This is a genomic window from Variovorax monticola (assembly GCF_051216855.1).
Lineage (GTDB): Bacteria > Pseudomonadota > Gammaproteobacteria > Burkholderiales > Burkholderiaceae_C > Variovorax.
Genome location: NZ_JBPJZP010000001.1, coordinates 485128 through 505902 on the forward strand (window position 1 = coordinate 485128; position 20775 = coordinate 505902).

General features: G+C 70.3%; 21 protein-coding genes and 1 riboswitch. Of the genes, 13 read left to right on the top strand and 8 right to left on the bottom strand.

Features of this window, described 5'->3' with window-relative positions:
- Position 1: 1 nt before the first annotated feature.
- From ligK to ACSFA5_RS02160, 3 genes are read left to right on the top strand one after another with little or no spacing between them, the layout of a single operon-like run.
- Positions 2-703, top strand: coding sequence for a 4-carboxy-4-hydroxy-2-oxoadipate aldolase/oxaloacetate decarboxylase (gene ligK / locus ACSFA5_RS02150; RefSeq protein WP_435442356.1), 702 nt, complete (start codon positions 2-4; stop codon positions 701-703).
- Between the two features lie 25 nt (positions 704-728).
- Entirely contained in the window at positions 729-2033 is a 1305-nt protein-coding gene (locus tag ACSFA5_RS02155) for a gallate dioxygenase (protein WP_435442357.1), read from the top strand.
- Positions 2034-2058: 25 nt separating this feature from the next.
- Positions 2059-3039, top strand: a complete 981-nt coding sequence (locus ACSFA5_RS02160; protein WP_435442358.1) for a Bug family tripartite tricarboxylate transporter substrate binding protein — start codon at positions 2059-2061, stop codon at positions 3037-3039.
- Between the two features lie 80 nt (positions 3040-3119).
- On the opposite strand, the gene ACSFA5_RS02165 is transcribed toward ACSFA5_RS02160, so the two are convergent.
- A complete protein-coding gene (locus tag ACSFA5_RS02165; protein WP_435442359.1) occupies positions 3120-4001 on the bottom strand; it encodes an alpha/beta fold hydrolase in 882 nt (293 codons plus the stop codon).
- Complete coding sequence (locus tag ACSFA5_RS02170; protein WP_435442360.1) at positions 3998-4558, bottom strand: cytochrome b; 561 nt, start codon at positions 4556-4558, stop codon at positions 3998-4000. The genes ACSFA5_RS02165 and ACSFA5_RS02170 overlap by 4 nt, the downstream gene beginning before the upstream one ends.
- 128 nt (positions 4559-4686) lie before the next feature.
- On the opposite strand from ACSFA5_RS02170, the gene ACSFA5_RS02175 reads away from it, so the two are divergent.
- The gene (locus ACSFA5_RS02175; protein ID WP_435442361.1) at positions 4687-6159 is read left to right on the top strand and encodes a glycosyltransferase family 2 protein; all 1473 of its coding nucleotides are present in this window, start codon (positions 4687-4689) and stop codon (positions 6157-6159) included.
- Between the two features lie 17 nt (positions 6160-6176).
- On the opposite strand, the gene ACSFA5_RS02180 is transcribed toward ACSFA5_RS02175, so the two are convergent.
- The 5 genes from ACSFA5_RS02180 to ACSFA5_RS02200 are packed head-to-tail and all read right to left on the bottom strand — an operon-like array spanning position 6177 to position 11467.
- Positions 6177-6872 (bottom strand): substrate-binding domain-containing protein, encoded by a 696-nt coding sequence (locus tag ACSFA5_RS02180; RefSeq protein ID WP_435442362.1) that lies wholly within the window; start codon positions 6870-6872, stop codon positions 6177-6179.
- Positions 6873-6921: 49 nt separating this feature from the next.
- Positions 6922-9066: a xanthine dehydrogenase family protein molybdopterin-binding subunit gene (locus ACSFA5_RS02185; protein WP_435442363.1), complete on the bottom strand. Its 2145-nt coding sequence runs from the start codon at positions 9064-9066 to the stop codon at positions 6922-6924.
- Positions 9063-9551, bottom strand: coding sequence for a (2Fe-2S)-binding protein (locus tag ACSFA5_RS02190; RefSeq protein WP_435442364.1), 489 nt, complete (start codon positions 9549-9551; stop codon positions 9063-9065). The genes ACSFA5_RS02185 and ACSFA5_RS02190 overlap by 4 nt, the downstream gene beginning before the upstream one ends.
- Positions 9551-10543 carry a tripartite tricarboxylate transporter substrate binding protein gene (locus ACSFA5_RS02195; protein ID WP_435442365.1) on the bottom strand — a complete coding sequence of 331 codons (993 nt, stop codon included), beginning with the start codon at positions 10541-10543 and terminating at the stop codon, positions 9551-9553. Before ACSFA5_RS02195 ends, ACSFA5_RS02190 begins: the two co-directional genes overlap by 1 nt.
- Before the next feature lie 45 nt (positions 10544-10588).
- Positions 10589-11467 (bottom strand): fumarylacetoacetate hydrolase family protein, encoded by an 879-nt coding sequence (locus ACSFA5_RS02200; protein ID WP_435442366.1) that lies wholly within the window; start codon positions 11465-11467, stop codon positions 10589-10591.
- A 143-nt stretch (positions 11468-11610) separates the two neighbouring features.
- On the opposite strand from ACSFA5_RS02200, the gene ACSFA5_RS02205 reads away from it, so the two are divergent.
- Entirely contained in the window at positions 11611-12354 is a 744-nt protein-coding gene (locus ACSFA5_RS02205) for a FadR/GntR family transcriptional regulator (RefSeq protein ID WP_435442367.1), read from the top strand.
- A gap of 24 nt (positions 12355-12378) precedes the next feature.
- Here ACSFA5_RS02205 and ACSFA5_RS02210 read toward each other — a convergent pair whose 3' ends face one another.
- Positions 12379-13212 carry a DODA-type extradiol aromatic ring-opening family dioxygenase gene (locus ACSFA5_RS02210; protein ID WP_435442368.1) on the bottom strand — a complete coding sequence of 278 codons (834 nt, stop codon included), beginning with the start codon at positions 13210-13212 and terminating at the stop codon, positions 12379-12381.
- A gap of 191 nt (positions 13213-13403) precedes the next feature.
- A riboswitch (cobalamin riboswitch) is annotated at positions 13404-13665 on the top strand.
- Between the two features lie 153 nt (positions 13666-13818).
- On the opposite strand from ACSFA5_RS02210, the gene cobM reads away from it, so the two are divergent.
- The 8 genes from cobM to ACSFA5_RS02250 are packed head-to-tail and all read left to right on the top strand — an operon-like array spanning position 13819 to position 20710.
- Entirely contained in the window at positions 13819-14676 is an 858-nt protein-coding gene (gene cobM, locus ACSFA5_RS02215; protein WP_435442369.1) for a precorrin-4 C(11)-methyltransferase, read from the top strand.
- Entirely contained in the window at positions 14673-15671 is a 999-nt protein-coding gene (locus ACSFA5_RS02220) for a sirohydrochlorin chelatase (RefSeq protein ID WP_435442370.1), read from the top strand. The genes cobM and ACSFA5_RS02220 overlap by 4 nt, the downstream gene beginning before the upstream one ends.
- Complete coding sequence (locus ACSFA5_RS02225; protein ID WP_435442371.1) at positions 15668-16357, top strand: precorrin-8X methylmutase; 690 nt, start codon at positions 15668-15670, stop codon at positions 16355-16357. The genes ACSFA5_RS02220 and ACSFA5_RS02225 overlap by 4 nt, the downstream gene beginning before the upstream one ends.
- Positions 16354-17451 carry a cobalt-precorrin-5B (C(1))-methyltransferase gene (locus ACSFA5_RS02230; protein ID WP_435442372.1) on the top strand — a complete coding sequence of 366 codons (1098 nt, stop codon included), beginning with the start codon at positions 16354-16356 and terminating at the stop codon, positions 17449-17451. The genes ACSFA5_RS02225 and ACSFA5_RS02230 overlap by 4 nt, the downstream gene beginning before the upstream one ends.
- Positions 17452-17462: 11 nt before the next feature.
- A complete protein-coding gene (gene cbiE, locus ACSFA5_RS02235) occupies positions 17463-18770 on the top strand; it encodes a precorrin-6y C5,15-methyltransferase (decarboxylating) subunit CbiE (protein WP_435442373.1) in 1308 nt (435 codons plus the stop codon).
- The gene (gene cobI, locus ACSFA5_RS02240; RefSeq protein ID WP_435442374.1) at positions 18767-19564 is read left to right on the top strand and encodes a precorrin-2 C(20)-methyltransferase; all 798 of its coding nucleotides are present in this window, start codon (positions 18767-18769) and stop codon (positions 19562-19564) included. The genes cbiE and cobI overlap by 4 nt, the downstream gene beginning before the upstream one ends.
- Positions 19554-20291 carry a cobalamin biosynthesis central domain-containing protein gene (locus ACSFA5_RS02245; protein WP_435442375.1) on the top strand — a complete coding sequence of 246 codons (738 nt, stop codon included), beginning with the start codon at positions 19554-19556 and terminating at the stop codon, positions 20289-20291. Before cobI ends, ACSFA5_RS02245 begins: the two co-directional genes overlap by 11 nt.
- Positions 20288-20710, top strand: a complete 423-nt coding sequence (locus ACSFA5_RS02250; RefSeq protein ID WP_435442376.1) for a cobalamin biosynthesis protein — start codon at positions 20288-20290, stop codon at positions 20708-20710. The genes ACSFA5_RS02245 and ACSFA5_RS02250 overlap by 4 nt, the downstream gene beginning before the upstream one ends.
- Positions 20711-20775: the final 65 nt, after the last annotated feature.

The window sequence follows — 20775 nt, forward strand, 5'->3', positions numbered from 1 at the left end:
CATGACCACCGCTCACCCCTTCCAACAGCTCGGCGTCGTGCATCGCACCATCGAACGCGCCGACCCGGCCGCCGTCGAGAAGCTCTCGCGTTTCGGCGTGTCCACCGTGCACGAGGCGCTGGGCCGCCTCGGGCTGATGCAGCCGCGCATCCGCCCCATTCACCCCGAGGCGCGTTGTTGCGGGCCGGCCGTCACCGTGCTGCTGCAGCCCGGCGACAACTGGATGCTGCATGTGGCGGCCGAGCAGATCCGCCCCGGCGACGTGGTGGTGGCCGCCTGCACCAGCGACAGCACCGACGGTTTCTTCGGCGACCTGCTGGCAAGCTCGTTCAAGGCGCGCGGCTGCAAAGGCCTGGTGATCGACGGCGGCGTGCGCGACGTGCGCGACCTCCACGCGATGAACTTTCCGGTCTTCAGCCGCGCCATTCACGCCAAGGGCACCATCAAGGCCACGCTCGGTTCGGTCAACGTGCCGGTGGTGTGCGCGGGCGCGCTGGTGCACCCGGGCGACGTGATCGTGGCCGACATCGACGGCGTGGTGGTGGTACCGGCAGCGCGCGCGCGGGAGGTGGCCGATGCGGCCGAGGCCCGCGAGTCCAGCGAAACCGCCAAGCGCGCGCGCTTCGCGGCCGGCGAGCTCGGGCTGGACATGTACGGCATGCGCGAGCCGCTGGCCCGGGCCGGGCTGCGCTACATCGACTGAAGCAGAGGCACAGGAGACACACACCATGGCTCGCATCATCGGCGCCGTCGCGTGCTCGCACACGCCCACCATCGGCTTCGCCTACGACAGGAACAAGCAGCACGACCCGGTGTGGGCGCCCATCTTCGAGGCCTTCGCGCCGGCGCGGCGCTGGCTGGAAGACAACCAGCCCGACGCGCTGTTCTTCATCTACAACGACCACGTCAGCTCGTTCTTCTTCGACCACTACTCGGCGTTCTCGCTCGGCGTGGGCGAGCGGCATGCGGTGGCCGACGAAGGCGGCGGCGCGCGCGACCTGCCCGCGCTGGCCGGCCATCCTGCGCTGGCGCAGCACATCGGGTGCTCTCTGGTGGCCGACGAGTTCGACATGTCCTTCTTCCAGGACCGCGCGCTGGACCACGGCGTGTTCTCGCCGCTGTCGCTGCTGTGCGCGCACGAACCCGCGTGGCCGGTGCCGGTGATTCCGCTGCAGGTGGGCGTGCTGCAGTCGCCGGTGCCCTCGGCGCGCCGCTGCTGGCGCCTGGGGCAGGCGCTGCGCCGTGCCATCGAAAGCTACCCCGACGACCTGAAGGTGGCCATCGTCGCCACCGGCGGGCTGTCGCACCAGGTGCACGGCGAGCGCGCGGGCTTCAACAACACGGCCTGGGACGCGCAGTTTCTGGACATGATCGAGAACGACCCGGTGCGCCTGACCGAGATGACGCAGGCCGAGCTGGCCACGCTCGGCGGCATGGAAGGCGCCGAAGTGATCATGTGGCTGGTGATGCGCGGCGCGCTGTCGTCGAACGTGCGCAAGACGCACCAGAGCTATTACCTGCCGTCGATGACCGGCATTGCCACCGCCATCTACGAGAACCTGGCGAGCCCGCCGGTTGCGGCCGAGGTGCAGCGGCACCGCCGCCACATGGACGAGCAACTGGCCGGCGTGGAGGCGCTGGCGGGCAGCTACCCGTTCACGCTGGAGACCAGCGTGCGTGCGTACCGGCTGAACAAGTTCTTGCATGGCATGACGCGACCGGCCCACCGCGCGGCCTTCCTCGCGGACCAGGAGTCCGCCTTCGAGGCGGCCGCGCTCACGCCGCAGGAACGCGAACTGGTGCGCCGGCGCGACTGGCGCGGCCTCATTCACTACGGCGTGATCTTCTTCATGCTGGAGAAGCTGGGCGCGGTGCTGGGCGTGTCGAACCTGCACATCTACGCCGCCATGCGCGGCCAGTCGCTCGAAGACTTCCAGCAGACGCGCAATGCGCCCGGCGCGCTGTATTCGGTGGCCGGCAAGGACGCCGCGCCGCAGGCCTGGGACACGGCGCCTGAAACGCCCGCCCGTTGAACACGCAACACACAAGGAACCGACCATGAGACAACTTCTTCGCACCGCCGCGTGCGCCCTCGCCGGCCTGCTGGCACTCGGCGCCCTGAACACGGCGGCAGCGGCCGACACCTACCCCTCGAAGCCGGTGAAGATTCTCGTCGGCTACAGCGCCGGCGGCGCGGTCGACGCCATCGCGCGCTCGGTCGGCCAGCGCATGACCGCCACGCTGGGCCAACCCGTCATCGTCGAGAACAAGCCGGGCGCGGGCACGAACATCGCGGTGAAGGCGCTGACCAGCGCCGCGCCCGACGGCTACACGCTGCTGCTCGCGGCCAACGCGCTGGCGGTGAACCCCTCGCTGTTCGAGCCCGCGCCCTACGACCTCGAGCGCGAAGTCGTGCCGGTGGCACTGGTCGGGCGCGTGCCGGTGGTGTTCACCGTGCGCGAGGGTTCGGCCATCAGGACCGTGGCCGAACTGGTGGCCGCTGCCAAAGCCAAACCGGGCAGCGTGACCGTTGCCACGCCGGGCAACGGCTCGACGCCGCACCTGGCGATGGAACTCTTCCAGCACACCGCCGGCCTGCAGCTGCGCCATGTGCCCTACAAGGGCGGCGCGCAGGCGATCACCGATGTGCTCGGCGGGCATGTGGACGTGGTCGCGGTCAACGCGCTCGAGGTGCTGCCGCTGGTCAAGGCCGGCAAGCTGCGCGTGCTGGCGGTGATGAGCGCCGAGCGCTCCGCCGTGCTGCCCGGCGTGCCGACGGTGGCGGAGTCGGGCTACCCCGGCTTCGAGGCCAGCGTGTGGTACGGCTTCGTGGCACCGGCCGGCACGCCCCAGCCGGTGCTGGCCGCAGTGCACGCCGCGGTGCAGAAGGCGCTGGCGTCGAGCGAGGTGCGCGAGCAACTGGCCGCGGCGGGCGGCGTGACGCTGGCCGGTCCGCCGGAGCAGTTCGCCAGGCTGCTCAAGAGCGATGCGGCGCGCTACGGCAAGTTGATTCGCGAGGCGGGCATCAAGCTCGACTGACAACCGGCAGGCCGCTCACCGAGAAGAAGAATCGGGCGACACGCGTGGCACCACGTGCCTCGCCCAGGCGCTGGCCGTGCTCAGCCCGCGAAGAACGTCGACAGCCGCGCGTTGACCTCATCCGCACGCTCGTACTGCGCCCAGTGCCCCGCCCCGTCGACGACCGCGCCCTCCCGCCCCGGCCCTTCGGCCACCAGTTGCGCCACCAGCGGGCGCGGGTCGGCGGTGACGTCGTATTCGCCCCAGAGCAGCAGCGTGGGCACGCCCAGCCCGCCCAGCGTGCCCAGCGCCTGCTGCAGGCCACCCGACTGCGACACCTCCTTGCTGCGAAAGCGCGTGCCGTGGCACGAGATGTCGTGGATCTCGAAGGCCAGCGCGTCGATGGCCGTCTTGTCGTGCAGCATGAGCGCGGCCAGGTTGTTCAGCAGCGCGGCGCGCTCGGCCTCGCGGTCGGGGGCCGCGCGCCAGTTGATCATTTGCGCCGTCATGCGCCGCATGGTGCCGTGGCCGCCGCTGCCCACCAGCGCGAAGCGGCGAACGGCGCCGCGCTGCACCGCGAAGCGCGCGGCCGTGAGCCCGCCGAAAGAAAAGCCGCCCAAGTCGATGGGCGTGCCCGCGCCTACGAGCTGGTCCAGCGTGCCGCCCAGCGCGGCCAGCAAGGGCGGCAGCGAGTCTTCGCCGGGGGCCACGCGGGCCACGGCGTCGGACTCGTTGAAGCCCGGCATGTCGGGCAGCCACAGCGTGCGGCCGGCCGAGAGCGCCTCGGCGTTGCGCAGCCAGTGCATCCAGCTGCCGTGGCCGCCGTGCAGCAGCACCAGCGGGGGTTGCGCGGTGTCGGTGCCGAAGCGGCGCCAGCGCACGCGCACGCCTTCGTGCACCGGGTCGTGGTGGGTGGACAGCGCGTCGATGCGCGCGATGACGTCGCGGGCATCGGCGTCGACCCCGACTTGGGGTGGCGTCATGGCCACATCCGCTGCAGCTCGCGCTCGCCGTCCAGAAACTGGTGCTTGAGCGCGCCCAGCACGTGCAGCGCGAAGATCGCGTACAGCACATAGCCCGCCCAGGTGTGCACGCCGCCCAGCACGGTGTGCCAGGTTTCCTTCACCGCCGGCTCGATGGCCATGATCCAGCCGATGCGCGGCCATTCGAACATGCCGAAGAGGAACATCGGGTTCGCGCCGGCGTCCTTCCAGGCCGAGTCGTGCATCCAGCCCGACAGCGGCAGCAGAATCATCAGCGCATACAGCGCGCCGTGGGCCGCATGCGCCGCAAGGCGCTCGAGCGCGCCGAACGAGCCCGGCATGGCCGGCGGCCTGTGCGTGGCGCGCCACAGCAGGCGCAGCAGCACCAGGCCCAGCACCGTGATGCCGATCGACTTGTGGGTGTCCACGGCCGGGCGCACCCAGTCGTCGGGGTAGCGCTCGACCAGCAGGATCAGGGCGATGTTGACGGCCATGAGCACGGCGATCAGCCAGTGCAGCGCGATGGCGGTTCGGGTGTAGCGGGTTTGTGCGAGCATGCGGGGAATTTTCGGGCGGGAGCCGACTCAGTCAGTGGCGCGTGCGATTGTCCCGGGTTTGTTCGGGCCTTTCGAAACCGCAGGCCGAGTTTTTGCGTATCAACGACCAGTCGCCCGGGCACCCTCTCTTGAACGATCCACTCCACAGCGCCTTCCTGGCCGCGTCGCCGCGCCTGTCTCCCCCCCGCACGCCCCTGCGCAGCTGGCTGATCCACGGCGGCGTGCTCGTGCTGTGGGTGCTGCTGTTCGCCATGGCGTTCAAGGTCGGCAACGTGCGGGCCTGGTCGGTGGGCGTGGCCTATGTGGTCTACGACACGGTGCTGCTGCTGTTCGTGGCGTGGATGACGCTGCCGATCCTGCGGCGGCAGCCCGCACCGTCCGCCGCGGCCGTTGCCGCGGGCACACGGCGCACCACGCTGGGCGTGATCGTCGCCTCGCACAACGAGGCCGCCGTGCTCCCCGTCACGCTGGCCGCCCTGCTCGGCCAGAGCGACCTGCCCGACCGCATCGTGGTCGCGGACGACGGCTCCAGCGACGGCACGGCCGAGCTGCTGGCCACGCGCTACGGCCTCGTCGCGCCCGCATTGGGCGAGCTCAGCGCGGCCAGCACCACGCACCCGTCGCTCTACTGGCTGCGCCTGCCGCACGGCGGCAAGGCGGTGGCGCTGAACGCGGCCATCCTGTGCGTCGACACCGACACGGTGCTCACGGTGGACGGCGACACGCTGCTCGACAGCCAGGCCATCGGCGCGGTGCGCCGGGCCTTCACCGAAGAGCCGAACCTGGTGGCCGCCACCGGCGTCATCACCCCGGTGTGCAGCCGCACACTGGCCGGGCGCTGCTTCCAGTGGTTCCAGACGTACGAGTACATCCGCAACTTTCTGTCGCGCTATGCGTGGATGCGGGTCAACGGGCTGCTGCTGATCTCGGGCGCCTTCGCGGGCTTCCGGACCGATGCGGTGCGCACGGTGGGCGGTTTCGACACCGACTGCCTGGTGGAAGACTACGAACTCATTCACCGCCTGCACCACCACGCCCGGGCGCACAGCCTGCCGTGGACGGTGCGCGTGCTGGGCGACGCGCAGGCGCACACCGACGCACCCAGCAGCACCGGCGCCTTCCTGCGCCAGCGCCGCCGCTGGTTCGGCGGCTTCTTGCAGACGCAGTACTGGTACCGCGCCATGGTCGGCGACCGGCGCTACGGCTGGCTCGGCGTGGCGATGCTGCCCGTGAAGGCCATCGACACGCTGCAGCCGCTGTACGGCCTGGCGGCGTTCGGGCTGCTGCTGATGTACCTGGTGCGCGGCAACTTCGGCGTGCTGGCGCCGGTGGCCGGGGTGATCGGCGCGAAGATCGTGCTCGACCTGGTCTTTCACCTGTGGTCGGTGTACCTGTACCGGCGCTGGATCGGCCAGCATAGCGAGGCGAACATGGCGCAGGCCTTCCTGGCCGCGCTGGTCGAACCCTTCACCTTCCAGATCCTGCGCCACACCGGCGCGGCCTGGGGCTGGTGGACCTTCCTGACCGGGCGCGGCACCTGGGGGCGGCAGACGCGCGTCGGGCTGGTGGACGCCGAAGGCGTGCAGCGGCGCGGCAGCTGAACTTCAGCCGCCGAGTTTCACAGGCCGAAGCCGCTGCGCCGGCGTAGCGCGGCACTCGCTTCACCGGCCAGCACCTCGACGAACGCGGCCGCCAATTCCGGCGCCTGTGCGCGGCTGCACACGGCCGCTGTGTACACCGTACTCAGCGCGTGTTCGGCGGGCAGTTCGCCCACCAGCCGCACGCCGGGCGTGTACATGATCTCTGTCAACTGCGTGCAGCCGAGCATGCCTTCGCCCTCGCTGCGCGCAAGCTCGCGCATGGCGGTGGCGCCATTCGGAAACTCGTGGATCCGGCCGGCCAGCGCCTCGACGAGCCCCAGCGCCTTCAGCATGCCGGCGATGTGGATGCCCGCGCTCGACTTGGTCATGTCAGGCACGTAGAGGCCGCGCGCGGCCGACAGCGTGGCCCTCAGCGCGTCGCCGCTGCCGACCGCCACCTCGGGCGTGCCATCGCGCACCGCGACGCCCGTGGCCACCGGGCCGATCGCGCGCGCGCTGCCGGAGACCACGTGGCCCTGCGCCGCGAGCTGTTCGATCAACGACGCCGAAAGCACCAGCAGGTCGCAGGGCTTGCCGGCGAGCAGCTTGTCGCGCATGGTGCCCACGGCACCGAAGGTCGGCGCAAGGGTGCAGGCGTGCGCCTGCTCGAAATCGTTCTGCAGTCCGGTCACCACGGCCTGCGCGGCGCCGCCGCTGAAGAGGGTCAGTTTCATTGTTGTTCCATCGATGTCAAAAGAAAAGGAGACACAGGCAGCGCCAGTTTCAGGCGTCCATGTCCTCCATGGCCTGCACGATGCGCTCGGGCAGCATCGGCAGGTCGCGCACGCGCACGCCCAGCGCGTCGAACACCGCGTTCGCGATGGCCGCGGCGGTCGGGCCCAGCGAAGCCTCGCCCGCGCCGAGCGAGGCGAAGCCGTCGGCCAGGAGCACCTGCACGTCGATGTGCGGCACATCGGGAAATCGCAGGATCGGGTAGTCCTCCCAGCCGGGGTCGCGCATGCGCGTGCGGTCGAAGTGCGCGGCTTCCATCAGCGCCCAGCTAGTGGCCTGCAGCGCGCCGCCCTCGATCTGCTGGCGCACGCCGTCGGGGTTGACGGCCAGGCCCACGTCCACCGCGATGTGCAGCCGCCGCACGTGCACCCGCTCATCGACTTCCACCTCGGCGACGACGGCGCAGTACGCACCGGTGTTCTTGTAGCGGGCAAAGCCGACGCCCCGGCCGCGGCCCTCGCCCGCCGGCACCTCGCGCGGCTGCCATCCGGCCTGCGCCGAGACGGCCCGCAGCACTGCCACGGCACGCGGGTCGTCGAGCTGGGCGATGCGGTAGTCCAGCGGGTCGGCGCCGCTGCAAAGCGCCAGCTCGTCCATGAAGGACTCGATGGCGAACACGTTCGCGAAGGCGCCGAGCGCGCGCAGCGCCGAAGTGCGCATGGGCACGTCCAGCACGCGCCGGCAGACGACATCGAAGCGGGGAAAGGCGTAGATCGGGTCGGCATTGCGGTCACCGCCACCGCCCGCGGCACGCGGCGCGTCGGTCGACGCCACGTGTTCGAAGGGCTGCGCGAGGTACCAGCTGCCCAGCAGCGTCGGCGTGGCACCGCGCCCGGGGCGCAGGCCGTGGCCCGGGCTCCAGGACTGGTGCCGCCACGCGACCACGCGGCCCGCCGCGTCGAGATCGGCCTCGAGGTCGATTGCCATCGCCGGGCCGACGGGCGACCAGCACAACTCGTCCGCGCGCGACCACTGCACCCGCACCGGCAGCCCGGCACAGGCGCGCGCGAGCCAGGCGGCGTCGAAGGCCGCGTCGTCCGCGCCGTTGTGGCCGTAGCAGCCAGCGCCCTGCACGTGCTGCACGCGAATGCATTCCGGCGGCAGGCCGAAAGCGATGGCGAGGTCCTTGCGCAGGTTGTAGATGCCTTGGCTGTGGCTCCAGACCTGCAGCCCGTCGTGCACCGACAGCGCGAGCGCGCACGAAGGACCGATGGACGCATGGCGGATGAAAGGCTTCGAGTACGACGCGCGCACGGTCCGTACGGCCGGCGCGGCGGTCTTGTCCGAACGCGAGCCGAATTCGAGCGCGGTGGACGGCAGCGATTGCAGCCAGGGCCGCAGCGCCGCTTCGTCGGGCAGCCGCTCGGCCTCGGTCCACACCGCCAGCCTGGCGAGCCGCGCGGCGACGCGCTCGGCCAGCGATTCGGTCTCGGCCACCACACCGAGCTGCGAGCCGTCGCGCAGCACGGCGAGCACGCCGCCCCAGGCGCGCACTTCGTCGAGCGGGCATTCCACGAGCTCGGCATGCGGCGATGGCGGTCGCACGATGCGCCCGTGCGCCATGCGCGGCAGCACCATGTCGTGGATGAACATGAATTCGCAGAAGACCTTCTCGGCAATGTCGTCGCGCGGCTGCACGCGCCCGACGATGCGGTAGTCGCCCGCCTGCTTGGGCATGGCAAGCGCGGTGGCGTCCACGTCCAGCAGCGCCGGGCCGGCAGCTTCGGCGATCTCCCAGTAGTCCGAAATGCGCCGCTCGCCATGGAAGATCTCGCCGCCGGCCACGCGCAAATCGGCCGAAGCGATGCCGTGCAGCGCCGCCGCCCATTCGAGATGGAGGGCACGCGCCTGCGCGCACACGTGACGCAGCGCGGCGCCCGAATGCTGCACCGACAAGCTGCCCGAGGTCATTGCCTCGTCGGGGCTGAGGCCGGTCGCGGCGGGCACCAAGCGCACCTGCGCCAGCTCGAGGTCGAGCTCTTCCGCAGCGATCTGCGCCAGCGCGCCGAGGATGCCCTGGCCGAGCTCGACCTTGCCCGAGTGCACCGCGACATGGCCCGCGCGGTCGATGCGCAGCCAGGTGGACAGCCGCGGATTGGCCTGCAGGCTCGGCGGCAGCGCGGCCGTGCCGCTCATGCGGCACGCCCCTGGCCCATCGCCGCAGCCGCACGGACGATGGCGCGCATCACCCGCGGGTGCGTGCCGCAACGGCACAGGTTGCGCGCCATGCCTTCGCGTATCTCGGCATCGGCGGGGCATGGGTTGCACTGCAGCAGCGCCACCGCCGAGACCAGCATGCCCGAGGTGCAGTAACCGCACTGCGCCGCCTGCTCCGCCACGAAGGCGCTCTGCACCGGGTGCGGCGCGGCGCGCGTGCCCAGACCCTCGGCAGTGCGCACGTGCTTGCCGGCGACCGACCACATCGGCGTGTCGCAGCTGGGCACCGCACGGCCGTCGAGCAGCACCATGCAGGCGCCGCACTCGCCCGCGCCGCAGCCGAAGCGGCTCGCGCGCAGGCCGAGGTCGTTGCGCAGCACGTCGAGCAGCGTGCGGTCGGGCTCGACCGCCAGCACGCGCGCCACACCGTTGACGGTGACTGCGATGGCGTCGCCCTGCGCCATCAGTCCACCGTGATGTGGGCCGACTCGACGATCTTTCGCCACTTCGCGATGTCCTGGTTCAGGTACTGCGTGAAGGCCGCTGGCGACATTGCCATGCCGTCGATGCCGCTCCTGGCCCACAGCGTGCGCGTGGCCGGGTCTTGCACCACCTTGGCGATCTTCTGGTTGAGCAGATCGACGATCGGCTGGGGCGTGCCCTTGGGCGCGAGGATGCCGAGCCAGATCGTCGCGGTGTAGTCGGGCAGGCCCAGCTCGGCCATGGTGGGCACGTCGGGCATCACGCTGGAGCGCGTCTTGCCGGTGGTGGCGAGCGCACGCACCTTGCCGGTGGCGATCAGGTCGGTCATGGTGCCGACGGCGTCGAACATCATGTCGACCTGGCCGCCGAGCACGTCGGTGCGCGCGCCGCCGCTGCTCTTGTAGGGGATGTGCACGACGTCCACGCCCGCCATGCTCTTGAAGAGCTCGCCGGCCATGTGGTACGGCGTGCCCGTGCCCGAAGAGGCGTAGTTGAGCTTGCCCGGGCTCGACTTGGCCTGGCGGATGAGTTCGGGCAGCGTCTTGGGCGCGAGGCCCGAGCGCACCACCAGCACCAGAGGCGCCTCGTTCACCGGCGCCACCGCCGTGAAGTCGCGCATCAGCTCGTAGGGCTTCTGGCGCAGCAGCGACTCGTTCACGGTCTGCGTGTTCGACATCATGAGCAGCGTGTAGCCGTCGGGCGCGGCCTTGGCCACGAACTGCGTGCCGATCACCGCGCCCGCGCCGGGCCGGTTCTCCACGATGAACGACTTGCCGGTTTCGCGGCCCAGCTTTTCAGCGAGCACGCGGGCGTACACGTCGGCCGAGCCGCCCGGCCCGAAGGGCACGACGATGGTCACCGTGCGCGACGGGTAGGCCGACGCGTCCTCGGCATGCGCCGCGGCGCCCTGCCCCAGCGAAAAGGCGGCGAGCGCCAGCGCGGCGAGCCCGCGCACCGATCCTTGCTTCCACATGGCTTGTCTCCTTGTGTTCTTGTGTGTGCTGCTGTGCAGGGGCGCTCAGCCGACCGTGTTTTCCAGCACGCCGATGTGCTGGATCTCGATGCGCACGGTGTCGTTCGTCTGCAAAAACTTCGGCGGCGTGAAGCCGATGCCCACGCCGGCCGGCGTGCCGGTCGCGATCAGGTCGCCCGGCATCAGCGCGATGCCGGCCGAGATGGTCTCGATGAGCGTGGGAATGTCGAAGATCAACTGCGCGGTGTTCGCGTTCTGCCGCAGTTCGCCGTTGACCCAGCACTTCACGTCGAGGTTGGCCGCGTCGAGTTCGTCGGCCGTCACCAGGTACGGGCCCATGGGGCAGAAGCCGTCGAGCGCCTTGCCCAGGAACCACTGGCGGTGCAGCTTCTGCAGGTCGCGCGCGGTGACGTCGTTGACGATGGTGTAGCCGAACACGTGGTCCAGTGCGTCGGCCTTGCGGATGCCGCGCCCGCCCTTGCCGATGACGACCGTGAGCTCGGCCTCGTAGTCGAGTTGCTTCACCACGCCCTTGTGCGGTGGGATGGTGTCGCCGGGCCCGATGACCGAGGTGAAGGGCTTGGTGAAGACCACCGGCGCCTCGGGCGCGTGCTCGCCCTCCTTGGCGCTGCTGTCGAAGCCCGACTTGCTGAACTCGGCTGCATGTTCGGCGTAGTTCTTGCCCACGCAGAAGATGTTGCGGCGCGGCTGCGCGATGGGTGCCAGCAACTTGGCACCGGCCAGCGGCTGGCCTTCGCCTTGGGCGACCAATTGGTTCTTCAGCTCGCCGAAGCGTTCGATCAGCTCGACCAGGTCGCCGGCAAAGCCCGGCACCAGGTCGGCGAGGGGCCAGAAGCGTTGCGCCTGCGTGTCGACCAGCACGGGAACGGCGCGATCGACCAGGGAAACGGATGCGAATTTCATGGGAGTGGAAGGCGTCGTCGCGACGGCAGAATAAGACAGTTGCGGGAAGCGCAATGTAGAACCAAAATGAACCATCATCAATACCAATTCCTCAAATTTAAGGACCAATTGGTACTACTAACAGCATCTACCGGGAGCAGCGAATGAGCGAGCACGAGGCCATGACGGCAGCGCCCGGAGCGTCGGCCCTGCAGCCCAAGGCCGAAGGGGCGAAGGCCCTGTCGCGCTACCTGCGCGAAGGCATTGCGAGCGGCACGCTGCAGGCGGGCGTGAAGCTGCCCGCCGAGCGCGAGCTGAGCGAGCGTTTCGGCGCCTCTCGCGGTGCGGTGCGCCGCGTGCTGTCGGGTTTTCGCGAGCGCGGGCTGATCACGCAATCGGTCGGCAGCGGCACCTTCGTGGCGGCAACCGCCACGCCGGCCTCCACGGCGGGAACGGCGGCGCTGCTGCCGGTGCCCTCGCTGCATGTCAACGTGAGCCCGGCGGAGCTGATGGTGGCGCGCCGGCTGATAGAGCCGTTGATGCCGTCGCTGATCACGCGCAACGCCACGGCGGCCGACTTCGCGGCAATGCAGCACTGCATCGAGCAATCGGAGGCGGCCGAGACCATCGAGGGCTTCGAGCACTGGGACGGCGAGTTGCACAAGGCGCTGGCGGTGGCCACGCACAACGGCTTCTTCGTGCACATCCTGGAACTGACGCAGCGCGTGCGCGACCAGGGCGAATGGGGGCGGCTCAAGGCCAAGTCGCTCACCGGGCCACGGCGCGCGCAGTACGAGCAGCAGCACCGTGCGCTGGTCGAGGCGCTGCGCGATCGCGACGAAGCCGGAGCGCAGCGCGTGCTGGTCCAGCACCTGGACCAGATCCAGCGCAACCTTTTCGGGGACTGAACGGGCCGCGCCTTCTTCGCGTTCCTACGCGGCTGCCGCGCCGAAGCGGAAGCTGGAGACGACCAGCCCGCCCATGAAGGCGTCCTCGTGGTAGACGCGCTCGCCGGCCTCGGCCTCGGCCGCGCCGACGGCCACCATCAGCGGGATCAGGTGCTCTTCGCGCGGATGCGCCACGCGTGCGGACGGCGCCGCGGCCCAGTCGAGCAACTGCGCGCTGCGCCCGGTGCTCGAACCCTTGACCACCGCGGCGTCGAGCCAGTCGTCGAAGGCCTTCGACACGCCGTGCGCCTGCGGGCCGAAGTTGCGCAGGTTGTGATAGCTCAGGCCACTGCCGACGATCAACACGTTTTCATCGCGCAGCGGCGCAATGGCGCGGCCCAGCGCCAGATGCTCCGCCGGGTCGAGCCCGCGGCGCAGCGACAGCTGCACCACCGGCACGTCGGCCTTCGGGTAGATGGCGGCCATCGGCGAGAACATGCCGTGGTCGTAGCCGCGCTCGGGGTCGATCTGCACCGGCAGGCCGGCCGCGGCAATGAGCGACTGCACGCGCTGCGCGAGTTCGGGCGAGCCGGGCGCGTCGTAACGCACGTCGTAGGTGTGCGCGGGGAAGCCGCCGTAGTCGTAGATCATGGGCGGCCGGGGGTTGCCCTGCACCGCGAAGACGGGCGCCTCCCAGTGCGCCGACACCATCAGGATGGCGGCGGGCGTGCGGCCGATCTGGCGCGGCATGTCTGCCAGCGAGGCGGCGAGCTGGTCGTAGGTGGCGCCCATTTCCTTCTTCATCCAGGGCCAGGGGCCGCCGCCGTGCGAAATGAAGTACGTGGGCAGTCGCGATGTGTTCGTGTTGTCGTGGGTCAAGTCGATGCTCCTTGAAAGCGTTGGACCGACTTTAGACATTTCCCCCAAGGAAATCGACAGGCCAGGATGCAACGAATCGGTTCCTGCCAAGAAACATTGAAGGCTCCTGGCGCCACGGCTGAGGGTCGCCGAGTTGCGCGAACGGCAGCTGCGCCCACCTTTCGTGGGCTCGGCGGCAAGTCAGCTGATACACTTTTCAGGCGTTGTCAGGTGTCCTGGCGCCCCGTGGAAACGGCGGGGTGGCCAGGGTGAAACGGGAAGTCGGTGCGCAGCGGTGATGAACACCGCGCCATGCCGACGCTGCCCCCGCAACGGTAAGCGAGTCAAAAGCAAAACCCCGGGATCCGGTCCCACGCCACTGTGTCACGAACGGCACGGGAAGGTGGTTTTTGCAGGAGAGCCGATGGCCCTCCGCTCGCAAGCCCGGAGACCGGCCTGACGACCAGCGCATGACCTTGCGGTGGGCGAGGATCGGCGGGCGACGCATGGCGTTCGGCTCGATGCATCCTCGCATCCGTCGCAGCGCATTCACGCAAGCCTCCCGATTTCTCCCTCCCGCCGGGTCTTACCGACCATCTGTCGCGCGGCGGGCGCGGAGGAACCATCATGAACGAGCGAGCCATCGCTCCAAGCAGCACTGCGCAGGCAGCGTGCACGCCGGGAACCGTGTGGTTCGTCGGCGCGGGTCCGGGCGACCCCGAACTCATCACCGTCAAGGGCCGCGGCCTGGTCGAACGCGCCGGGGCCATCCTGTTCGCGGGCTCGCTCGTGAGCGAAGCCGCCACGCGCTGGGCGCCGCCCGGCTGCGCCATTGCCGACAGCAAGGACATGACGCTCGAGCAGATGTCCGCCTGGCTCATTGCGCAGGCCGCGCGCTGCGCCACCGTGGTACGCCTGCAGACCGGCGACCCGGGTCTGTACGGCGCGCTCATCGAGCTGGTGCAGCCGCTGGATGCGGCGGGCGTGCCGATCGGCGTGGTGCCGGGCGTGTCTTCGGCCATGGCCTCGGCGGCGGCGGCGGTGGAAAGCCTCACGCTGCCCGAGGTCACGCAGACCGTGATCTTCACGCGCGTGGAAGGCCGCACACCGATGCCCGAAGGCGAATCGCTGGAGGCGCTGGCCGCGCACCACAGCACGCTGTGCATCTTCCTGAGCATCACGCTCATGGGCAAGGTCACGGCCGCGCTGGCGGCCGCCGGCTGGTCGCCCGACGCACCCGTGGTGGTGGTGCACAAGGCGAGCTGGCCGGGCGAAGAGAAGATTGTGCGCGGCACGGTCGCCACCATCCAGGCGCTGTGCCGCGAGGCGCGCATCGTGAGCCAGTCGATGATCATCGCCAGCCCCACGCTGGGCGCACGGCAGTGGACCACGCTGGCCAAATCCAAACTCTACGACGCGAGCTTCACGCACCGCTTCCGGCGCGCGAGCGTTCCCGTCGAAACCCTCCTTCAGGACACCCCATGAGCACCGAAACCGTTCTTCTGGTGGGCCACGGCTCGCGCGAAAAATCCGGCAACGACGAGATCGAGGCCTTTGCGGCGCAGTGGCGCGAGCGCCAGCCGGGCTGGCGCATCGAGGTCTGCTTCATCGAGTTCTCCGAAGTCACGATGAGCGAGGGGCTGCGCCGCGCGGCCGAGGGCGCGCCGCGCGTGGTCGTGGTGCCGCTCATCCTGAATGCGGCGGGCCACGTGAAGATGGACATTCCGCAGGCCATCGACGGCGCGCGGCTGAAGTTCCCGATGGTGCAGTTCCTGTATGCGCCGCACCTCACGGCCTGCGACCCGATCCTGGCCATCTTGCGGCGGCGCCTGAAGGGCGCGATGCAGGCGCTGGACATGCCCGACCCCACCACCACCGGCGTGGTCATTCTGGGCCGCGGCTCTTCGGACCGACAGGCCAACGGCGACATGGCGAAGATGGCGCGCTGGCTGCTGGAGGAAACCGACCACGAGCTGGTGGACCTGGCCTTCACCGGCATCACCTACCCGCGCCTGGAGAAGGCCGTGCAGCGCCAGAGCCTGCAGGGCATGAAGCAGGTGGTGGTGCTGCCGTACTACCTGTTCAACGGCACGCTGGTCGAACGCATCGCGCGCCAGGTCGAGAACCTGAAGGCGCAGTACCCGACGATCCGCTTCGTCTCGACCCGGTACTTCGGCTTCGAGCCCGAGATCTTCGGGCTGCTGGAGCAACGCGTGAACGACCTGCGCCGCGGCGCGCCGATCGCGCTCATGCCTTGCGACGGCTGCAAGTTCCGCGACTTCGCGGTGGAACACGGCCTGGGCGGCCACCACCATGACGATGCGGTGCCCCACAGCCATGGCGACGACCCTGCGCACGCGCATCCCCACCCGCACGCGCATCCGCACGATCACGACCACGCACACGACCACGCACATGACCACGCACATGACCACGCACATGACCATGCGCATGACGACGCGGCGCCGGCACCGCGATGAACCCGACGCCTTCCATGGCGGCCAACGTCGTCACCGAGCAGCTCACCGCGGCGGGCCGCGCCATCGAGCATGACTCCTTCGCGGTGATCGACCGCGAGGTGACCTCGCACCCCTACACCGCCGACCAGTGGCCCGTGGTGCGCCGCATGATCCATGCGAACGCCGACTTCGACTTCAACGGCCTGACCGACTTCCACCCCGACGCGATCGACGCCGCCATTGCCGCCGTCCGTTCGCGCGAGAGCCGCGTGGTAGCCGACGTGGAGATGATCTGCGTGGGCCTCTCGGCCCCGCGCCTGGCCCACTTCGGCATGGGCACGCACCAGTTCATCAGCGACGAGGACGTGATCGCGCAGGCGAAGGCCGAAGGCACCACGCGCGCCGTGCAGGCCATGCGCAAGGCGCACCGCCTGGGCCTGGTCGACGGCGCGATTGTCGGCATCGGCAATGCACCGACCGCGCTGATCGAGATCGTGCGGCTGATCCACGAAGAAGGCGCGCGCCCCGCGCTGGTGGTCGGCATGCCGGTCGGCTTCGTCTCGGCGGCCGAGTCGAAGGACCTGATGGCGCTGGAGGCCGGCGTGCCCTGGATCGTGATTCGCGGGCGCAAGGGCGGTTCCACGCTGGTGGTGGCCGCGATCCACGCGCTGCTGGGCCTGGCGGAGGCGCGCGAGCACACCGCATGATGGACAAGGGCGCGCCCCGCGGCACCCGCACCGGTTTCACGACCGGTGCGTGCTCGGCCGCGGCGGCGCGCGCGGCGGTGATCGGGCTGGTCACCGGCCGGGTGCCCGAAGAGGTCGAGTGCCTGCTGCCCAACGGCGACCTGGTGCGCTTTGCCGTGCAGGACGGCCGCGTCGACGGCGCGCTCGCGCATGCGATGGTCATCAAGGACGCGGGCGACGACCCCGACTGCACCGACAAGGCCCATCTCACCGCCGACGTGCGCGTGCTGCCCGAACTGGCGGGGCAGGTGCTGCTGAAGGGCGGCACCGGCGTGGGCACCGTCACCATGCCGGGGCTCGGCCTGACCGTGGGCGGGCCGGCCATCAACCCGGTGCCGCGCCGCAACATCGAGGCGAACGTGCGCGCGGTGGGCACGCCCCTGCTCGACGAAGTCGGCCTCGAAGTGGCCATCTCGGTGCCGCAGGGCGAGGAGATGGCCAAGAAAACGCTCAATGCGCGCCTGGGCATCCTGGGCGGCATTTCCATTCTGGGCACCACCGGCATCGTCAAGCCCTATTCCACCGCCGCCTACCGCGCGAGCGTGGTGCAGGGCGTGCAGGTGGCGGGCACGCTGGGCCACGGCGTGGTGGTGCTCACCACCGGCGGGCGCACCGAAAAGTTCGTGATGGCCGAGATGCCAGAGCTGCCCGAGCCGGCCTTCGTGCAGATGGGCGACTTTCTGCGCTATGCGATGGGCGCGGCTGTAAAGGCCGGGCTCAAGAAGGTCGTGATCGGCGGCATGGTCGGCAAGCTCACCAAGATCGCGCAGGGCGAGACCATCACCCACGCCGGGCGCGCCGAGGTCGACACCGGCCTGCTGGCCGACCTGGCGGCGGGGCTGGGCGCGCCGAGCGACGTGTGCGACGCGATTCGCGGCAACGAGACCGCGCGCTATGCCGGCGAGCGCATGGACGCGCTCGGCCTCGGCACGGCTTTTCACACGGCGCTGGCGCAGCGCGTCATCCAGACGCTGCGCACGCGCTACCCCGACCAGTTCGAACTGAAAGTGCTGGTCTGCGACTTTGATGGTCGAAAGATCGCGGAGGCCTCCTGAACAACGACAACATGACGAACAAGTGCCGCATCCTCGGCGTGCTGGACGACGGCGACGCGAGCCTCGGCCGCGGCGCGCTGGCGCATCTGCAGCAAGCGCAACTGGTGATCGGCGCCGCGCGCACGCTGGCCCTGTTCGCCGCGCACATCGCACCCGGCGCGGTGCAGCGCGACCTGGCCGGCGGGCTGTCGCAGGTGCCCGAATGGATTCGCGAAGCGCAGGCCGAGGGCCAGCGCGTGGTGGTGCTGGCCACCGGCGATCCGCTGTGCCACGGCATCGCGGCCTTCCTGGCGGCGCGACTGTGCCTGGAGGCCATCGAGGTGCTGCCCAACGTGTCGACGCTGCAGCTGGCCTGCGCGCGCCTGGGCCTGCCGTGGCAGGAGATGAAGTTCGCCTCCGTGCATGCGAAAGACGCGGGCGACTGGCTGCCGGGCTCGCCGCCCGCGCACGGCCTGTATGCGCTGCTGCGCGACATTCGCCAGCACGACCGCCTGGCCGTGCTCACCAGCCCCGACAACACGCCCGACCGCATCGCGCGCATGCTCGTGGCCGAAGGCCTGGCCGACGACTTCGAGATGGCCGTGGCCGAGCGCCTGTGCCAGCCCGAGGAGCGCGTGGTCAGCGGCATGCGCATCACGGCCGCGGCGCAGATGCGCTTTGCCGACCCCAACGTGGTGCTGCTCTGGCGCACCCGGCTGCGCGCGCCGCAGGTGCTGTTCGGCCTGCCGGACGCCAGCTTCGAGCAGCGCCATCCCGAGAAGGGCCTGATCACCAAGAACGAGGTGCGCGCCGTGTCGCTCGCGCGCATGCAGCTGCGCGCCGACAGCGTGGTGTGGGACATCGGCGCGGGCTCGGGCTCGGTCGGGCTCGAGGCCGCGCGGCTGTGCGCGCGCGGCCATGTGTACGCCATCGAGAAGAACGCCGACGACAGCGCCATCGTGGCGCGCAACCGGCAGGCCATGGGCATCAGCAACCACAGCCTGGTGCACGGCAAGGCGCCCGAGGGCCTGTCCGCGTGGGCCGACCCCGATGCGGTGTTCATCGGCGGCTCCGGCGGCGAGCTGGCCGAGCTCGTTGCGCTGGTGCTGCGGCGCCTGCGCCCGGGCGGCTGGCTGGTGATGAACTTCGTGACCATCGAGAACCTCGCGGGCGCGGTCGAGGCGCTGAAGGCGCAGGGCGCGCGCTGGGACGTGCTGCAGCTGCAGGCCTCGCGCAGCAAGCCGATCCTGCACATGCACCGGCTGGCGGCCGAGAACCCGGTGTGGCTGGTCTGCGCGCAGGCCGGCGTGGTCGGCCCCGAGACGGGAGCGGCGGCATGACGGCGCCCGGCATGCTCCACGGCGTGTCGCTGGGCCCCGGCGACCCCGACCTGATCACGCGCCGCGCCTGGTCGCTGCTGACCCGCGCCGACGCCATCTGGACCTACCCCGTGCGCAGCCTGCGCAAGGAAAGCTACGCGCTGGACATCGCGCTGCGCGCCGGCCTGTCGACGCCCGCGCAGCACCAGGCCCTGCTGTTCCCGATGACGCACGACACCGAGAAGCTCGCGCGCCACTGGCTGAAGGCCGCCGAGACCGTGCAGGCGATGCTCGCCACCGGGCAGGACGTGCTGTTCCTGGTCGAAGGCGACGCCTCCACCTACGCGAGTTTCTGCTACCTGGCGCGCGTGCTGCGCGAGCTCGACCCGGCAGCGCGCATCGAAGTGGTGCCCGGCGTGACTTCTTTCAACGCGGCCTGCGCACGGTTGCAGCTGCCGCTGTCCGAGCAGGACGACACCGTGGCCATCGTGCCCGCGGCCTACGGCATTGCGGCGGTCGAGAAGATGCTCGACGACTTCGACACGCTGGTGCTCATGAAGGTCAAGCCGCTGCTCGACGACCTGATCGACCTGCTGGCGCGGCGCGGCCTGCTCGAACACAGCCGCTTCATCGAAAAGGCCGGCTCGCCGGTCGAACGCATCGTGCACGACGTGGCCAGCCTGAAGGGCACCAAAGTCAACTACCTGTCGCTGCTGCTGGTGAAGAACCCGGGCCGCGAACGCGGCGAACTGGTGCGCGGCTGCCGCAAGAAGACCAGCACTGAAATCGAAGAGGAACAGACGAATGACGAATGAAGCCGCACCCCGCGTGGTGCTCGTGGCCATCACCAAGCACGGCGCGCAGCAGACCGCCGATTTGGCGCGCCTGCTGCCCGAGGCCAGCGTGTGCGTGGCCGAGAAGTTCGCGCCGCTCATGGCCGGGCTGGCCAACCCCGTGCGCGCCTATGCGGGCGCGTTTCGCGATGAAATCGCCACGCTGTTCACGGACTTCGACCAGGTCGTGTTCTTCGTGTCGCTCGGCGCCGTGGTGCGCCTGATTGCGCCGCACCTCAAGAGCAAGGACGAAGACCCCGGCGTGCTGGTGGTGGACGACGCCGCGCAGTTCGTGATTCCGGTGCTGTCGGGCCACGTGGGCGGCGCCAACGCGATGGCCGAGCAGGTCGCCGCGCTGCTGGGCGCGACCGCCGTGCTGACCACCGCGTCGGACGTGGGCAAGACCATTCCGGTGGACATCCTCGGGCGCGAGCTCGGCTGGAAGGTGGAGGCGCCCAAGATCAACATCACGCGCGTCTCGGCCCATGTGGTGAACGGCGAACCCGTCGCGGTGGTGCAGGAGGCCGGCAGCCCCGACTGGTGGACCCGCCCGACGCCGCTGCCGGCCAACATCCACCGGTTCGCGCGCTTCGACGAGGTCGACCTCGAACGCTTCAAGGCCGTGCTGTGGATCACGCAGGCCGAGGTGAGCGCCGAGCGCTGGAGCGCGCTGGCGGAGCGCCTCGTGGTGTACCGGCCGCCGCAATGAGCGCGGTGCGCTATGCCGTCGGCCTGGGCTGCGACCGCGGCACGCCGCAGGCCACGCTGCAGCAGGCGCTCGACGAGGCGCTGGCCGGCATCGGTGCGCAGGCGGACCAGGTGGCGGCGGCCGCCAGCATCGACCTGAAGGCCGACGAGCCCGGGCTGCTGGCGCTGGCCGCTGCCCACGGCTGGGCCATGCATTTCTACCCCGCCGCGCAACTGGCGCAGGTGCCCGTGCCGCACCCGTCGGAAACGGTGCGCAGGCACACCGGCACGCCCTCGGTCAGCGAGGCCGCCGCGCTGCTGGCCGGCGGCGGCCTGCCGATGACGGCGCTGGTCGTCACCAAGCACAAACACCGCGGCGCCGACGGGCGCCACGCAACGGTCTCCATTGCGCTCATGTCGCGCATGTCGCACTTGTCCTGAACCCACATCACCCCCGAACGGAACCCGCTATGAACGCCTCCACGCACCCCACGCGCCGCGTGCCG

Excerpts from the sequence above, each read along its gene's own strand:
- ligK (WP_435442356.1), top strand. The coding sequence starts at position 2 with ATGACCACCGCTCACCCCTTCCAACAGCTCGGCGTCGTGCATCGCACC.
- ACSFA5_RS02155 (WP_435442357.1), top strand. The coding sequence starts at position 729 with ATGGCTCGCATCATCGGCGCCGTCGCGTGCTCGCACACGCCCACCATC.
- ACSFA5_RS02160 (WP_435442358.1), top strand. The coding sequence starts at position 2,059 with ATGAGACAACTTCTTCGCACCGCCGCGTGCGCCCTCGCCGGCCTGCTG.
- ACSFA5_RS02165 (WP_435442359.1), bottom strand. The coding sequence starts at position 4,001 with ATGACGCCACCCCAAGTCGGGGTCGACGCCGATGCCCGCGACGTCATC.
- ACSFA5_RS02170 (WP_435442360.1), bottom strand. The coding sequence starts at position 4,558 with ATGCTCGCACAAACCCGCTACACCCGAACCGCCATCGCGCTGCACTGG.
- ACSFA5_RS02180 (WP_435442362.1), bottom strand. The coding sequence starts at position 6,872 with ATGAAACTGACCCTCTTCAGCGGCGGCGCCGCGCAGGCCGTGGTGACC.
- ACSFA5_RS02185 (WP_435442363.1), bottom strand. The coding sequence starts at position 9,066 with ATGAGCGGCACGGCCGCGCTGCCGCCGAGCCTGCAGGCCAATCCGCGG.
- ACSFA5_RS02190 (WP_435442364.1), bottom strand. The coding sequence starts at position 9,551 with ATGGCGCAGGGCGACGCCATCGCAGTCACCGTCAACGGTGTGGCGCGC.
- ACSFA5_RS02195 (WP_435442365.1), bottom strand. The coding sequence starts at position 10,543 with ATGTGGAAGCAAGGATCGGTGCGCGGGCTCGCCGCGCTGGCGCTCGCC.
- ACSFA5_RS02200 (WP_435442366.1), bottom strand. The coding sequence starts at position 11,467 with ATGAAATTCGCATCCGTTTCCCTGGTCGATCGCGCCGTTCCCGTGCTG.
- ACSFA5_RS02205 (WP_435442367.1), top strand. The coding sequence starts at position 11,611 with ATGAGCGAGCACGAGGCCATGACGGCAGCGCCCGGAGCGTCGGCCCTG.
- cobM (WP_435442369.1), top strand. The coding sequence starts at position 13,819 with ATGAACGAGCGAGCCATCGCTCCAAGCAGCACTGCGCAGGCAGCGTGC.
- ACSFA5_RS02220 (WP_435442370.1), top strand. The coding sequence starts at position 14,673 with ATGAGCACCGAAACCGTTCTTCTGGTGGGCCACGGCTCGCGCGAAAAA.
- ACSFA5_RS02225 (WP_435442371.1), top strand. The coding sequence starts at position 15,668 with ATGAACCCGACGCCTTCCATGGCGGCCAACGTCGTCACCGAGCAGCTC.
- ACSFA5_RS02230 (WP_435442372.1), top strand. The coding sequence starts at position 16,354 with ATGATGGACAAGGGCGCGCCCCGCGGCACCCGCACCGGTTTCACGACC.
- cbiE (WP_435442373.1), top strand. The coding sequence starts at position 17,463 with ATGACGAACAAGTGCCGCATCCTCGGCGTGCTGGACGACGGCGACGCG.
- cobI (WP_435442374.1), top strand. The coding sequence starts at position 18,767 with ATGACGGCGCCCGGCATGCTCCACGGCGTGTCGCTGGGCCCCGGCGAC.
- ACSFA5_RS02245 (WP_435442375.1), top strand. The coding sequence starts at position 19,554 with ATGACGAATGAAGCCGCACCCCGCGTGGTGCTCGTGGCCATCACCAAG.
- ACSFA5_RS02250 (WP_435442376.1), top strand. The coding sequence starts at position 20,288 with ATGAGCGCGGTGCGCTATGCCGTCGGCCTGGGCTGCGACCGCGGCACG.